The sequence below is a fragment of the Pseudoalteromonas shioyasakiensis genome (genome assembly GCF_024518675.1).
In the GTDB taxonomy this organism is placed as follows: Bacteria; Pseudomonadota; Gammaproteobacteria; order Enterobacterales; family Alteromonadaceae; genus Pseudoalteromonas; species Pseudoalteromonas shioyasakiensis_B.
This window is the reverse complement of record NZ_JANIGL010000001.1, coordinates 1,121,594-1,136,660: the sequence shown is the minus strand read 5'-3', so window position 1 is coordinate 1,136,660 and position 15,067 is coordinate 1,121,594. Positions and strand designations below refer to the sequence as shown.

At 40.2% G+C, this 15,067-nt stretch carries 13 protein-coding genes; all 13 read left to right on the top strand.

All coding sequences use genetic code 11. The features are described from left to right. Positions 1–43: 43 nt before the first annotated feature. On the top strand, positions 44–1,411 hold the full coding sequence (flgE, locus tag NQT69_RS04990; RefSeq protein ID WP_256826574.1) for a flagellar hook protein FlgE: 1,368 nt from the start codon (positions 44–46) through the stop codon (positions 1,409–1,411). A 146-nt stretch (positions 1,412–1,557) separates the two neighbouring features. After that, positions 1,558–2,322 carry a flagellar basal body rod protein FlgF gene (locus NQT69_RS04985; protein WP_256826573.1) on the top strand — a complete coding sequence of 255 codons (765 nt, stop codon included), beginning with the start codon at positions 1,558–1,560 and terminating at the stop codon, positions 2,320–2,322. Positions 2,323–2,343: 21 nt separating this feature from the next. After that, positions 2,344–3,132, top strand: coding sequence for a flagellar basal-body rod protein FlgG (gene flgG / locus NQT69_RS04980; protein WP_256826572.1), 789 nt, complete (start codon positions 2,344–2,346; stop codon positions 3,130–3,132). Positions 3,133–3,149: 17 nt separating this feature from the next. Continuing rightward, entirely contained in the window at positions 3,150–3,833 is a 684-nt protein-coding gene (gene flgH, locus NQT69_RS04975; RefSeq protein ID WP_256826571.1) for a flagellar basal body L-ring protein FlgH, read from the top strand. A gap of 12 nt (positions 3,834–3,845) precedes the next feature. Continuing rightward, entirely contained in the window at positions 3,846–4,940 is a 1,095-nt protein-coding gene (locus NQT69_RS04970; protein ID WP_256826570.1) for a flagellar basal body P-ring protein FlgI, read from the top strand. A 126-nt stretch (positions 4,941–5,066) separates the two neighbouring features. Beyond that, a complete protein-coding gene (gene flgJ / locus NQT69_RS04965) occupies positions 5,067–6,041 on the top strand; it encodes a flagellar assembly peptidoglycan hydrolase FlgJ (RefSeq protein WP_256826569.1) in 975 nt (324 codons plus the stop codon). A 1-nt stretch (position 6,042) separates the two neighbouring features. Beyond that, the gene (gene flgK, locus NQT69_RS04960) at positions 6,043–8,079 is read left to right on the top strand and encodes a flagellar hook-associated protein FlgK (protein WP_256826568.1); all 2,037 of its coding nucleotides are present in this window, start codon (positions 6,043–6,045) and stop codon (positions 8,077–8,079) included. A 2-nt stretch (positions 8,080–8,081) separates the two neighbouring features. After that, positions 8,082–9,308, top strand: coding sequence for a flagellar hook-associated protein FlgL (gene flgL, locus NQT69_RS04955; protein ID WP_256826567.1), 1,227 nt, complete (start codon positions 8,082–8,084; stop codon positions 9,306–9,308). 344 nt (positions 9,309–9,652) lie between these two features. Beyond that, positions 9,653–10,618, top strand: a complete 966-nt coding sequence (locus NQT69_RS04950) for a flagellin N-terminal helical domain-containing protein (protein WP_256826566.1) — start codon at positions 9,653–9,655, stop codon at positions 10,616–10,618. A gap of 408 nt (positions 10,619–11,026) precedes the next feature. Then, on the top strand, positions 11,027–11,998 hold the full coding sequence (locus NQT69_RS04945) for a flagellin N-terminal helical domain-containing protein (RefSeq protein ID WP_256826565.1): 972 nt from the start codon (positions 11,027–11,029) through the stop codon (positions 11,996–11,998). Between the two features lie 163 nt (positions 11,999–12,161). Next, positions 12,162–13,127, top strand: coding sequence for a flagellin N-terminal helical domain-containing protein (locus NQT69_RS04940; RefSeq protein WP_256826564.1), 966 nt, complete (start codon positions 12,162–12,164; stop codon positions 13,125–13,127). A gap of 87 nt (positions 13,128–13,214) precedes the next feature. Further along, positions 13,215–13,634 carry a flagellar protein FlaG gene (locus NQT69_RS04935; protein WP_256826563.1) on the top strand — a complete coding sequence of 140 codons (420 nt, stop codon included), beginning with the start codon at positions 13,215–13,217 and terminating at the stop codon, positions 13,632–13,634. Between the two features lie 25 nt (positions 13,635–13,659). Further along, a complete protein-coding gene (gene fliD, locus NQT69_RS04930) occupies positions 13,660–15,057 on the top strand; it encodes a flagellar filament capping protein FliD (protein WP_256826562.1) in 1,398 nt (465 codons plus the stop codon). Positions 15,058–15,067 lie beyond the last annotated feature (10 nt).

Below are 15,067 nucleotides of genomic sequence, written 5' to 3'. Positions count from 1 at the left end.
TTAAGTTAGCCTTCGGCTAAAATTCAAAGATTAGAGGTGAATTATGAGCTTCAATATTGCATTAACAGGCCTTGCAGCCGCACAAAAAGATTTAGACGTAACAGCAAATAATATTGCTAACGTAAATACCACGGGTTTTAAGGAGTCTCGCGCAGAATTTGCCGATGTATATGCATCATCAGTCTTTAGCTCGGGCAAAACTAAAAATGGTGATGGTGTCAGAACGACTATGGTAGCTCAGCAGTTCCATCAGGGGTCATTGCAATTTACGAGTAACTCATTAGATCTTGCAATAACCGGCGAAGGCTATTTTGCAATGTCGAATGATTTAGGTGCGCAAGACTTTACTTATACACGAGCAGGCGCTTTTAAGCTTGATAAAGATAACTTTATTGTGGACGCTAGTGGTAACTATTTACAAGGCTTTCCTGTTGATGAAGCGACGGGAGATACAACATCAGTTAGTTTAAGTACCTCGTCAGCACTACAAATTCCTGATGCCTCAGGCTCTCCTAGAGCCACAGAAAATGTATACTCTTCATTTAACTTAGACTCTACTGCAGATGCGCCAGGCTCAGCTATTGACTTTGATCCTGCAGATAACACTACATATAACTCATCGACTTCGACAACAGTTTATGACTCTTTAGGTGAGCCTCACGTTTTACAATACTTTTTTGTAAAAGAGGATCCCAGCGTGACTCCTAACTCTTGGCAGGTTTATGGAACGTTAGATGGTAAAATGATTGATCCCACTACGGGCGAAGAACAAACAACTGTGCCATATTCTCCTCTTATAACTATGGGCTTTGATTCAAGTGGTTTACCAAGTGAATCTGATGGTGTTCCAAATACCTCACCAAACACATTTGATGAAGTAGTACTACCAGCAACTGGGACGACAGGTTTGTCTTCTATGCTAACGAATGGCGCATCATTTCCCGACACTGGGGTGGAATTAAACTGGCGTGACGAGGCCGGTACAGCTAACAAGGTACCTACTCAATTTGCAAGTAACTTTGAAGTGAAAGCCCTTGAGCAAGATGGGGCCACAGTAGGTCGTTTGGCTGGTGTTGATATTGGCACGGATGGGAAGATTGTTGCTTCTTATAGTAACGGTGATACATCATTCTTAGGCCAAGTTGCCATGGTTCGTTTCTCAAACTCTCAAGGATTACAACAGGTAGGTGATACGTCTTGGAAAAAGAGTTTAACATCAGGTGAGCCAATTGCCGGTGAGCCAGGCTCAGGTACTTTAGGCTCTATTAATTCATCTGCGCTTGAGCAATCAAATGTTAATTTGACTAATGAGCTAGTTGATTTGATTAGCGCACAACGTAACTTCCAAGCTAACTCGCGTGCACTTGAGGTGAACTCAACAATTCAGCAAAGTATCCTGCAAATTCGTTAATAGCGAATCTCATTATAATCCGACACCAAGGCTGCCAATTAAGGCAGCCTTTTTTACTACTTATCAGTGTATTTTTACTGTCAAATTATTGTGGCACTTATTTTGCATTTATCTCTAATATAGATTTTTTAACGTGAGTCGATGTTATGGATAAGATGGTTTACATTGCTGCGTCCGGGGCTAAGCAGAGTATGCGGGGCCTTGCGCTCAAAGCAAATAACTTAGCAAATGCGAACACCACAGGCTTTAAAGCTGACTTTGCACAGGCAAGATCTATGCAAGCGTTTGGTGAAGGCTTACCGACACGCGTCTTTTCCATGCAAGAACGCCCTGGTTCAAATATGACTTCTGGGGGCATTGTTGAAACGGGCCGTGATTTAGATGTCGCTATGAGCGATAGAGGCTGGTTAACCGTTCAAGATGCTCAAGGTAATGAAGCTTATACAAAAACGGGTACATTGAATATCACCCCTGATGGCGCATTAATCACCAGCCATGGCCGTCAAGTTGTTGGCGCTGGCGGTCCTATTATTTTACCTCTACCGATTGAAAAAGTGGAGTTTAGTGAAGATGGCTCAATTCAAGTGCGTCCTCAAGGGGCACCGGCAAATTTTTTAGAGGTCGTTGATAGGCTCAAAGTTATTGAAGCTGATAACACCCAACTTGAAAAAGGCAACGACGGCTTGTTTCGTCCTAAAGCCGATAAACTGATTGATGGTTTGTGTGATTTTTGTGATATCTCGCAAAACGTAAAAGTTATGAGCGGCACGCTTGAAATGTCAAACGTGAATCCTGTTCATGAAATGGTGGATATGATAAGCCACCAACGCCAATTTGAATTACAAGTTAAGTTAATGAAAACAGCAGAAGAAATTGACGAACGTCATACTCAGTTGCTGCGCATTGTTTAACCTAATTGAGAGGACATTAATATGAATCCTGCATTATGGATCAGTAAAACAGGCTTAGATGCCCAACAAACCGATATATCGGTGATCTCAAATAACTTAGCCAATGCCAGTACCGTTGGGTATAAAAAAAGCCGCGCTGTATTTGAAGATTTGCTCTATCAAAATATCAACCAACCTGGTGGTCGTTCTTCACAAGACACTGAAATGCCATCAGGTTTAATGCTTGGTGCGGGTGCAAAAGTGGTTGCTAACCAAAAGAATTTTTCTCAAGGTAACATGCTTACCACTGAAAATTCATTGGACTGGATGATTTCGGGTTCAGGTTTTTTTGAAGTCTTGCAGCCTGATGGCAATATTGCTTACTCGCGTAACGGTCAGTTCACTACAGATGAAGACGGTAGAATTGTCACAGCGGGTGCTGGCTTTCCTATTCAACCAGAAATGAATGTACCTGATGATGCACAATCAATTACGGTTTCACAAGATGGTGAAGTGTCGGTACGTATTGCTGGTGAAGCCGATAACGTGGTGATCGGGCAGTTAACCATTAGTGATTTTATTAATCCATCGGGTCTTGAGCCGATTGGGCAAAACCTTTATACCGAAACTGCAGTTAGTGGCGCGCCGGTACAGGGAAACCCAGGTATTGATGGTTTAGGCTCTATTGTACAAGGCTCACTTGAAACCTCTAATGTAAATGTCACCGAAGAGCTTGTGAACTTAATTGAAACTCAACGTATTTATGAAATGAACTCAAAAGTTATTTCGGCCGTTGATGAAATGCTTAGTTATATCAATCAGCAACTTTAATCTGTAAGGGCAGCATTATGCGTAATTTTATAATCGTCTTTAGTGGGGCATGTATATTAAGTGGTTGTGTAACTACTCAAAATACCCATGTGGTGCAGGATGACCCATATTATGCGCCGATGTACCCGGAGCCCGTGACTGAGCAAGTTGTGCCAACGGGTTCATTATTCAATAGTTACTCAGCGAACGACTTATATTCAGATAAAAAAGCATTGCGAACTGGCGACATTATTACTGTTAAGCTGCAAGAATCGACTCAAGCGTCAAAAGCAGCTAAAACGGAAACTGATAAAGAAAGTAACGCCAACCTTGATCCAGTGATCGGGTTAGGTGGATTACCTGTAAACATTGGTGGCGACAGTATTCAATTTGGAATTGGTACAGATTCATCTTTCACAGGGGACTCTAAATCAAATCAATCGAATAGTTTATTTGGTGATATCTCTGTTAATGTAATGCGGGTTTTACCTAATGGTAATTTAGTGATCCGTGGAGAGAAATGGTTAACACTTAATACCGGTGAAGAATTTATTCGCCTTGAAGGCTTAGTTCGTCCTCAAGATGTCACCGCAGACAACACCGTAACATCGAATCGAGTTGCTAATGCTCGAATTCAATATTCAGGTAAAGGTCAAATTCAAGAGTCGCAAAGTGCTGGTTGGCTAACGCGATTCTTTAGCAGCGCATTATTCCCTTTTTAGAGGACAGTAAATATGAATGGTTTTAAAGTACTGATTGGTATTTGCCTCCTTGGGTGGCATTTTAGTGCCGCTGCTGAACGCATAAAAGACGTTTCAATGGTTGAAGGCGTTCGCTCAAACCAACTGGTTGGTTATGGTTTGGTGGTAGGTCTCCCTGGTACAGGTGAACAAAGTCGTTATACCGAGCAAAGCTTTAAAGCCATGCTGAATAGTTTTGGTATCACTATGGACACTAGTTTAAAACCAAAAATTAAGAATGTAGCGGCTGTGGCTGTTCATGCTGAGCTTCCACCATTTAGAAAACCAGGGCAAATGATTGATATTACAGTATCTTCAATAGGCAGTGCTGGTAGTTTACGCGGTGGTACCTTATTGCAAACCTTTCTTAAAGGGGTTGATGGTAATACCTATGCAATAGCTCAAGGGAGCTTGATTGTAGGTGGTCTAGGGGCTGAAGGAGCAGACGGAAGCCGGGTGGTTATAAATACGCCAACTGTTGGACGGATCCCCAATGGTGCCATTATTGAAAGGGCAATTAAAAGCCCATTTATGCAAGGTGATTACATTACATTTAATTTAAATCGCCCAGATTTCACAACCGCGAAGCGTTTAGAGCAAACAATTAATGATCTAGTTGGCCCTAACAGCGCACAAGCAATTGATGCAGCCTCAATCCGGGTGATAGCACCGCGTGATGCCTCGCAACGGGTAGCTTATTTATCAACCCTTGAAAACTTAGAGTTTAAGCCTGCGGATACATCGGCCAAAATTATCGTCAACTCACGTACTGGTACTATTGTGATAGGCAAAAATGTCAAACTGCAACCCGCGGCAATCACCCATGGTGGCCTAACGGTTACAATTGCCGAGCAGCAAAACGTATCGCAGCCTAATGCCTTTAGCGAAGGCGAAACCGTAGTAACAAACCAAAGCATTATTGATGTAAACGAAGATGATTCACGGGCTTTTGTGTTTAACCCGGGTGTTAGCTTAGATGATTTAGTACGTGCAATTAATGAAGTCGGCGCAGCCCCTGGTGACTTAATGGCAATTCTTGAGGCGCTTAAAGAAGCGGGCGCAATTAACGGTCAACTAGTGGTTATTTAGTTTTCTAATTTACTAGGCTCTAGGTAACTAGAGTCTAGCTTCTCTCATTGATACCTCCCCTTATAATTCATTTGGCTCAATTATTGCATTGTTAATTTTATTATTAATTATTGTGTCAAAAAGCTGATGGATACTAATCACCTCGATAAGCAAAACTTTTTTGATTTAGGCAACTTAGACTCCCTACGTCAAAGTGCTTTAAAAAGTGATGCCTCAAGTGACGCGTCAAAAGAAGCCTTAAAAAAAGCCGCGGCACAATTTGAATCTATTTTCACGCAAATGCTGTTAAAAAGTATGCGTAAAGCCAATGAAGCGTTTGAAGATAAAGACAGCCCGTTTAATTCAAGCGGAGTAAAGTTTTTTGAAGAAATGCACGACCAACAACTGTCTGTCGAACTGTCATCTAATGGCTCGTTAGGGCTTGCAGATCTTATTGTGCAGCAATTATCACCAGACGGTAAAGAGTTTATGCCAGGCTCAGTACTACGTTCAGTCGATGACTTTACTAGTGATAAGCGCGCTAATGGCACAATACAAGACACTGAAACGACCACTGTTGAGTCGACTAAAGCTTCTGAAAATACCAGTAAACAAAGTAATAACTTTGATGACGTTGAATCATTTATTACAACAGTATGGGAACACGCTAAAACGGCTGCAGAAAAGATTGGCTTGAATCCAGCGGTTATGGTCGCACAAGCTGCGCTTGAAACCGGTTGGGGCAAACATATTATTAACAAAGCTGATGGCAGCAGCAGTAATAATCTTTTTAATATTAAATCTGACCGCAGTTGGCAAGGTGATAAAGCCAGCAAAGTAACGTTAGAATTTGAACAAGGTATGCCCGTTAAAAAGCAAGCGAGCTTTAGAGCGTACGAATCCATTAAAGATAGTGTGAACGATTTCGTTGATTTTTTAAACGAGAACCCTCGCTATCAAGAAGCCCTCGAAAATACAGCAAAACCTGCCGCCTTTTTAGATTCATTACAAAAAGCAGGCTATGCAACCGACCCCAATTATGCTGATAAAATAAAGCAAGTACTTAATCGTACTGAGCTTAAAACATTGGCAGCAACATTGGTTCGCCAAGGAGTAAATTAAAATGTCATCTAATCTATTTGATATTGCCAGCTCGGGTATTTATGCCAATACACAGTTATTACAAACGACAAGTAAAAATATTGCGAATGTAAATACTGAAGGTTATGTGCGAGAGCGCACAGAATTCACTACCATGATTGATAATCAGGTAGGGCGTGGAGAAACATACAGATTACTTAATGAGTTTGCGCAAAAACAATTAAATCGAGACACCTCGAGTAAGGCTTTTTTTGATCAATTTATCTCAGAAGCAAATCGTGTTGATACATTATTTTCAGAAGAATCAAATAGTTTATCTACAAGTATTAATTCGTTCTTTAATAATGTGCAAGAAAGCCTAAATCAACCTTCGTCATCAGTTGCACGCTCATTAGTAATGTCTGATGCGCAGAATTTAATTGATCAGATGGATCGTTTATCTGGCATAGTTGCTGATCAGCAAACTATAGTTAATGATCAATTAGAAATTTTCTCAGATGAAGCAAATAATTTAATTCAAGCAATCAGTGAATTAAACTCGCAAATTGCAACGGTGGATGGCACATCCAGAGAGTCAGGTTCCAGTGCTTTATATAATGAACGTGACAAAGCGATTAAAGATTTATCAGAGTTAGTAGACATTGAAACGTTAGATGGCCCCAATGGGACAAAACAAATTTATATGGGTACTGGTCAGGCTTTAGTGATGGAGAATGGTACTTTTAATTTGTTTTCATTAAACGGTGATCCAGATCCTAACTTTAAAGAGTTACGTTTGGATGTTGATGGTGGTAAAGCGGTACCTTTAGAACTGGATACCAGTAAGCTAAAGGGTAAAATAGGCGGCTTATTGGCATTTCGTGACGACATATTAGTGCCAGCTCAAAACCAATTAGGCCAAATAGGTTTATCCCTTGCGGATGCGTTTAATCAACAAAACCACCTAGGTATGGATGCTGACGGTGAATTAGGTGGAGATATTTTTCAAATCCCTACAGTGGATGCATTTGCATATAAGGATAATGTGAGTTCGGCAAGTATGAAGGCAACTGTTGAACCTGGGCAAGGTAATAATTTGCCGGCTAGTGATTTCATAGTTAAGTACAGTGCTGCTAATACAGTTGAAATATATCCTGTTGATAATAAAGGACAAGTTCTCCTAGATGCCAGTGGTAATGAGGTTTTTACAACCGCAGCCGTTGACACAGCTACTGGCAAAGTAAACTTAAAAGACAATATCCCTGCTAATGATGGGCTAGATTTATTCGGATTAGAAATCACCCTCGATATGGGGAATCTGCCAAGTGTTGATGATCAATATATGATCAAATTAAGCTCACAAGCATCAACCAGTTTAGAGCTTGCTACTGATCGCCCTGAAGATATCGCCCTTGCTTCACCAATCCGAACTGCTAGTGATATTGATAACTACGGTAATGCCAGTATTTCAGCGGGAACGATAACTGATGTAAGTAGTTTTTCAAATAACCCTATCAACTTGCCTAATGGTGATATAACTATACAAAAAACAGCAGAACCAGATGAATACACTGTATCTGATGGCTCAAATAGTGTTGTGTTTAATGGGTCGCCACCAATAGAAGGCGTACTTGAAGCTGCGGGGGGGGGCTTCGAAAATTATGGCTTTGATTTTGATATAGAAGGCACTCCTGCATTAGGTGACACCTTTACTGTTGAAGCAAATAAAGATGGTTTTGATGATAATCGTAACGGTTTGCTATTAGCAGATTTACAAAGTTCGAAAATAGTACGGCAGAATGTGATGGGTAATACTACGAATAACCATGAAACACTTAATAAATCATACTCAGGCTTAGTCTCTGATATTGGTGTTATTACTTCGCAAGCGCAGACAAACCAAGAAGCATTTACTGCGCTTGCAGAACAATCTGAAGCTTGGTATGAATCACTGTCGGGTGTAAATCTTGATGAAGAAGCGGCAAATTTGTTACGTTTTCAGCAATCATATGCAGCGTCAGCACAAGTGCTAACGGCCGCTAGAAGTATTTTCGACACCTTATTGAATGCGGCGAGGTAATTATGCGTTTATCAAATAACTTAATCTATCAAAACGGCTTAAGCTCAATCTTAAATAGCCAAAGCGCAGTAAGCAAAGCGCAAGAGCAAGTTAATACACAAAAGAGGGTGCTAACTGCTGCTGATGACCCTTCTGCAATGGCAAGTGCTTTGTTATATAATGACATGATTCAAAGCAATGAGCAGTTTAGCAAAAATATTAATATGGTTACCAGTAGGCTATCTACTGAAGAAAGTGTGCTCGACAACATAAAAAGCGCGTTGGATTCCGCTTATACACTATCTATCCAAGCAGGTAATGGTGTCTATGATGATATCGATCGTGAAGGGATCGCGGAAGAAGTAAAATCACTGCAAAGTACAATATTAGATTTGATGAATACCAAATCTGAAGATGGTAAGTACATTTTTTCAGGTTATCAAGACAACACACCATCCTATTCATACAATAGCGTCGATGGGCGTTATGAGTACGGCGGCGATCAAGGTCAGCATAAGATAAAAGTGGCAGAAGGTGTCGAAGTCAAGTCCAGTGATAATGGTTTTGATACATTTGAAAACGTAAATGCGCGTTTAAATGTAGCGAGTAATGATGGTTCTGAATCGGGTGGGATCACTGACTCTCAAATTTATGTTACGGAGCAATCGCAGTTTGATAAATTTCATAAAGAGCAGTATGTTCCTGGTGGAGCTGGTACAGCTAACACATTAAGCTTCATAGTCTCTACAGGTACACCGAATACATTCACCGTAGAGCAAGATGGGAACCCTATTAGTAGCGGTAGTTTTGAAGGTAGTGTTATAAAATATCAGGGGATGGAAGTTTCGTTTTCTCCAGTGGCTAATGGTCAAATTGATGTTGATCTTGAAGCGCCTCAAAAAGAAAATGCCCTTAATACTTTAGATGACCTTATTGCCGGATTGACAGATCCAAGTTTAAGCCAAGAAGAATTTGAGCAAGTATTAGCTGATGCTATTGTGCAGCTAGATAATGCAAAGAACCAAGTATCCTTAGTACAAGCCGGCTTAGGCGGGCGACTAAATACGGTGCAAAAGGTTGAACAGTCTAATGCTGATTTAGATATTAGCAACAAGGCTGCAAAGGCTGAGCTTGTAGAGTTAGATATGGCTGAAGCTATTACTGAACTGACCAAGCAAGAAACGGCATTACAAGCATCGCAGGCAACTTTTGGCCGCTTAGCTAATCTTTCGCTTTTTGATTATTTATAAAAGCGTGGGTTAAGTATGCTTTTTATACTTAACCCGGTATTTCCCCTCTTTAAATAAGACTTCTTAAGCTATTTTCGCTGTTTTTTATTAACCTAAACTTCTCCCATGACACATCGTTAAACTTCATTTTAATAGCGTTAAATGATCATTCGCCTATTTTAAAATTTTAATACCCAACAAAATCAGAGTGTTAATGTTTTTGTGGGAAAAATTTAAAAAAATACCTAAAGGATTTTTTAACCAGACCGATAACTTAATTAACCAAGCATGGTGGCAAACAACTACTACCGCTTAATTAGAGTAAGTTTAAGAGTAAATGATAAGTTTACTTCGGGAGAAATATCATGGCACTTTATGTAAATACAAATGTTAGTTCATTAAACGCACAAAGACAATTAATGAATTCTGGTAATGCACTAGATACATCTTTTCAACGTTTATCGTCAGGTCTTCGTATTAACAGTGCTGCTGATGATGCGGCAGGCCTACAAATTACGGACCGTTTACAATCACAAATTAACGGCTTAAACCAAGGTAACCGTAATGCAAATGACGGTATCTCGTTGGCTCAGACTGCTGAAGGCGCAATGGAAGAAACAACATCAATGTTTCAACGTATTCGTACTCTTGCTCAGCAGGCAGCAAATGGCTCAAATACCGATGAAGATCGTCTAGCGCTGCAAGAAGAAATTCAACAATTAGCACAAGAAGTTAATCGTGTTGCTGCAGATACAACTTTTGGTGGCCAAAACCTACTCAATGGTAGTTATTCAGCTAACTTCCAAGTGGGTGCTGATGCAGTACAAGCTATCGGCTTCAGTATGCAAAATGTGGGTGGTACAGCTAATTCGTTATCTGCTGACGGTGGTTTTACTTTATCAGGTATTGCAAGTATTGCTTCAGCCGTTTCAGGTGATGCTTTAGAAGATAATTTAGTGGGTGTGAGTGGCGTTGGTGGCACGGCGGCGGCTAGCGACTATACTTTTTCAGATGTATTCACTGAAGCTGGCATTAGTGTTTCTTCTCAAGGTAATGCACAAGCAGTGCTTGCCGGTATGGATGCATTAATTGCGGTTGTAGATAAAAAGCGTGCTGAACTCGGTGCTGTACAAAACCGTTTTCAATCAACGATTCGTAACCAGTCGAATATATCTGAAAACTTAAGCGCTGCACAATCACGCATTAAAGATACTGATTTTGCTCAAGAAACGGCAAACTTAACGAAGATGCAGATTCTACAACAAGCAAGCCAAACAATTTTAAGCCAAGCTAATCAACGTCCACAAGCTGCATTGAGCTTGCTAGGTTAATAAGCTGGTTTTTAGTTGAGTTAAAAATTGATTTTATGAAGCAGCGCCTTTGTCTAATGGGGTATTAACAAAGGCGCTAAATAGGATTTAAAGCGGAGGCGCTAAACCCTGACATTGGTGTTCTAACATTTGTAAGAACAACATAATATACAAAGCACGAACTGTGCCATAGTTAGTGTTTTGTAATCCACTCTTAGACTTATCTTTCAAAGGCTCCTTATGGAGCCTTTTTTCTTTTCAAAAAATAGAGTTGGCCTGGTATTTGCTCAAGTTATTTCAAGTTAATTAACTAACCCGCAAAGTGGCAGTTTTTTGCCCCAGGCGACTTAGGTTTGCCGCTGTAACAGGTCACTTTGTCAAATTCACTTTTAAGTGACTTAATTTTGACAGATAAGAAGAGAGTTTATTATGGCTTTATATGTAAATACAAACGTAAGCGCTTTAAATGCGCAGCGTCAATTGACTAATTCAGGTAACGATCTTGATACTTCATTTAAAAGGCTATCGTCAGGGTTGCGTATTAACAGCGCTGCAGATGATGCCGCAGGTTTACAAATTACAGACCGGTTACAGTCACAAATTTTAGGCTTAAATCAAGGGAATCGTAATGCCAATGATGGTATTTCATTGGCACAAACTGCTGAAGGTGCGATGGAAGAAATAACATCAATGTTTCAACGTATTCGTACCCTTGCACAACAATCTGCAAATGGTTCAAACACTGATGAAGACCGTTTAGCACTGCAAGAAGAAATTCAGCAGTTAGGGCAAGAGGTAAATCGTGTTGCAGCAGATACTACTTTTGGTGGGCAAAACCTACTCGATGGTAGTTATTCAGCTAACTTCCAAGTGGGGGCGGATGCTGTACAAGCAATTGGCTTTAGTATGCAAAATGTGGGTGGTACAGCTAACTCTTTATCAGCTGACGGTGGTTTTACTTTATCAGGTATTGCAAGTATTGCTTCGGGTGTTTCAGGTGAAGCGTTATCAGCCAATTTAGTGGGTGTAAGTGCCGCGGGCGGTGGTACTGCTGTTGCAGCTGACTTTACTTTTTCAGATGTATTCACTGAAGCTGGCATTAGTGTTTCTTCTCAAGGTAATGCACAGGCAGTGCTTGCCGGTATGGATGCATTAATTGCAGTTGTAGATAAAAAGCGTGCTGAACTCGGTGCGGTACAAAACCGTTTTCAATCAACGATTCGAAACCAAGCAAATATTGCTGAAAATGTTAGTGCTGCAAAATCGCGAATCAAAGATGCTGACTTTGCTGAAGAAACGGCAAAATTAACAAAAAGCCAGATTTTACAACAGGCAAGCCAAACTATCTTAGGGCAAGCAAATCAGCGCCCTCAGGCTGCGTTAAGCTTGCTACAAGGCTAAATAAAGCATAAACCTTAAAACTTTTTACAAATAAAGCTAAAGCTTTCGCTTTATCAGACGATAACTGATTTAGAGAACTGAAATCTAGGACTCTTAATCAGGTGTATAACAGGGTAGGGGTATCCCGTTATTCATCTATTTTAATGATAAAGCGGAGGCTAATATGGCTTTATATGTAAATACAAATGTGAGCTCGTTAAATGCTCAGCGTCAATTAATGAACTCAGGTAATGCATTAGACACATCTTTTCAGCGTTTATCGTCAGGTTTACGTATTAATAGTGCGTCAGATGATGCCGCAGGTATGCAAATTACTAACCGTTTAACTGGTCAGGTTAATGGTCTAAATCAGGGGAATCGTAATGCTAATGATGGTATTTCATTAGCACAGACTGCAGAAGGTGCTTTAGATGAAACAACAGATATGTTTCAACGTATTCGTACACTTGCGCAACAAGCTGCAAATGGATCTAATACCGATGAAGACCGCTTAGCGTTACAAGAAGAAATTCAACAACTATCAGAAGAAGTAAACCGTGTTGCCAAAGACACAACCTTTGGTGGTCAAAGTCTATTAAATGGAAGCTATTCAGCTAACTTCCAAGTGGGTGCTGATGCAGTACAAGCTATCGGCTTCAGTATGCAAAATGTGGGTGGTACAGCTAATTCGTTATCTGCTGACGGTGGTTTTACTTTATCAGGTATTGCAAGTATTGCTTCAGCCGTTTCAGGTGATGCTTTAGAAGATAATTTAGTGGGTGTGAGTGGCGTTGGTGGCACGGCGGCGGCTAGCGACTATACTTTTTCAGATGTATTCACTGAAGCTGGCATTAGTGTTTCTTCGCAAGGTAACGCACAAGCTGTTATGGCTGGTATGGATGCTATGATTGCTGTAGTCGATAAAAAGCGTGCAGAGCTTGGTGCTGTTCAAAACCGTTTTCAATCGACTATTCGTAATCAATCGAATATCTCAGAAAACCTTTCGGCAGCGCGTTCTCGCATACAAGATACTGACTTCGCGGCAGAAACTGCTAACTTGACTAAAATGCAAATTTTGCAACAAGCTAGCCAATCGATTTTGAGTCAAGCAAATCAACGCCCACAAGTAGCACTTTCGCTTCTAGGATAAGTTGATAGTGCGATAAGCCACTTTTAAAGATGAACTTTTCTTAGAGTGGCTTATACTATGTATTAGTATGGAATAGGAGTTTAAATTATGTTGGATGTAAACTCGGCTCAAAGAGCAGCGGATAATTTGTCTAATGGCAGTGGTGTTGATAATCTCAAAGCTGACTTACAAGAAACTAAACAAGGCAAAGGCACTGAGCTTGCTGCTAGAGCCCCTGTAGATTTAGATCAAATTAACAAAACGGAACAAAAGGATAGAAAGGATTTAATCGCTGAAGTTAAGCAAAACTTGGAGAAGCTTAATGAGTATATTCCGGTGACAGCGACTAATTTAGTCTTTGAATTTGATGAGCTAGGTGAGCCTCCTATTATCAAAGTTCTTGATAAAGAAAGTGAAGAAGTGATTCGAGAAATCCCTACTAAGGAGTTTCGTGAAGTTGCTAAAGCTTTGGACGAATTTGCCGATAAATTAAGTAGCAAAGGTTTGTTGTTTGATAGAACAGCATAAAAGTTTGAAATTTTAGGAGTATATTATGGCATTAATTACATCAGCAGGTGTCGGCTCAGGCCTTGATCTCGAAAGTATTATCAGCGCTACGCTTGCAGCCGAGAACACCCCTAAATTGCAAGCTTTTGCAGAAAAAGAAGAATCAATTCAAGTTGAACTTTCATCATTGGGTGAAGTTAAATCGGCGATGTCTAAGCTTCAAGATACAATAGAGAAGCTAGCTGATATTGATAACTTTAATAAGCGAGTAGCGAATATTCAGCAGCCAGTCAGTGATGAAGGTGATTTAATTTCTGTAACGCCAACAAGTGATATTTCGCCAGGTGATTTTAATATTGAAGTTATTGAACTAGCTCAAGGCAGTAGAGCTACATCGAATGATGGGCTATTTAGCTCAACAGATGATGTTGTTTCAGCTTCTGGAGGTACGTTATCTTTTGCAGCAGGCGATAAGAATTTTGATCTAACGCTTGATGCAGGTGCGACGCTTGCTGACTTGCGTGATGCTATTAATGATTCTGATGATAATTTTGGTGTAACTGCAAATATAATAAATACAGGTTCTGAATCAAAGCTTGTACTTAGTTCATCAGTCAGTGGTACGGGAAACGATTTAGTTATTACCAACGATAATGCTGAGCTTGATAATGTTTCAACTGTTGCAAATGCGGGAGGAGCAGGTGGGCTTGCCATTGCACCTGAAGACCAAGCGCAAGATGCAGTTATAAAAGTAGATGGCATTACAATCACAAATGATACAAATACTTTTAAAGATGCTGTTCAGGATATGACAATCACAGCAAAACGTCAGAGTGTTGACGGTGAAACAGCAAAACTATCGGTTGATGTCGACACAGAAAGTGTAACTACATTAGTGAATGAGTTTATTGCTAATTATAATAACCTAATTGGTCAAGTAGGTTTACAAACACGAATTGGTAAACCGCTTAATAGTGATGCGACGATGAGATCGTTTGACTCGCAGCTAGTTAATGCTTTATCGACCGAAATAACAGGAGCAGGGCCTTTTACGAGTATTTTTGATATCGGTTTAGGTATTGATAAAGAAGGCTACTTAGAGAAGTCTTCTCTTGTACGTAGTTTAAATGAAGCGATAGATGAAAACTACGATGATATTGGTGCGGCTTTTGCAGGTGAAAATGGAATCGCGGTGCAATTAGAGTCTTTATTTGATAATTATTTAGATTCTAAAGGTATCATGAATCAAAGAGAGACTAATTTAAACTCTCAGCTAGATGACATAGAAGATGATGTCATAAACCATGAATATCGGATGGAATCACTAGAAGCAGGCTTGCGCCAACAGTATGCTGGATTAGATGTTTTAATTGCGCAAATGCAATCGACTCAATCATATTTGAGTGCTCAGCTTTCTAGTTTACCAGGGTTTACATCATCTTAATTAGTCAATT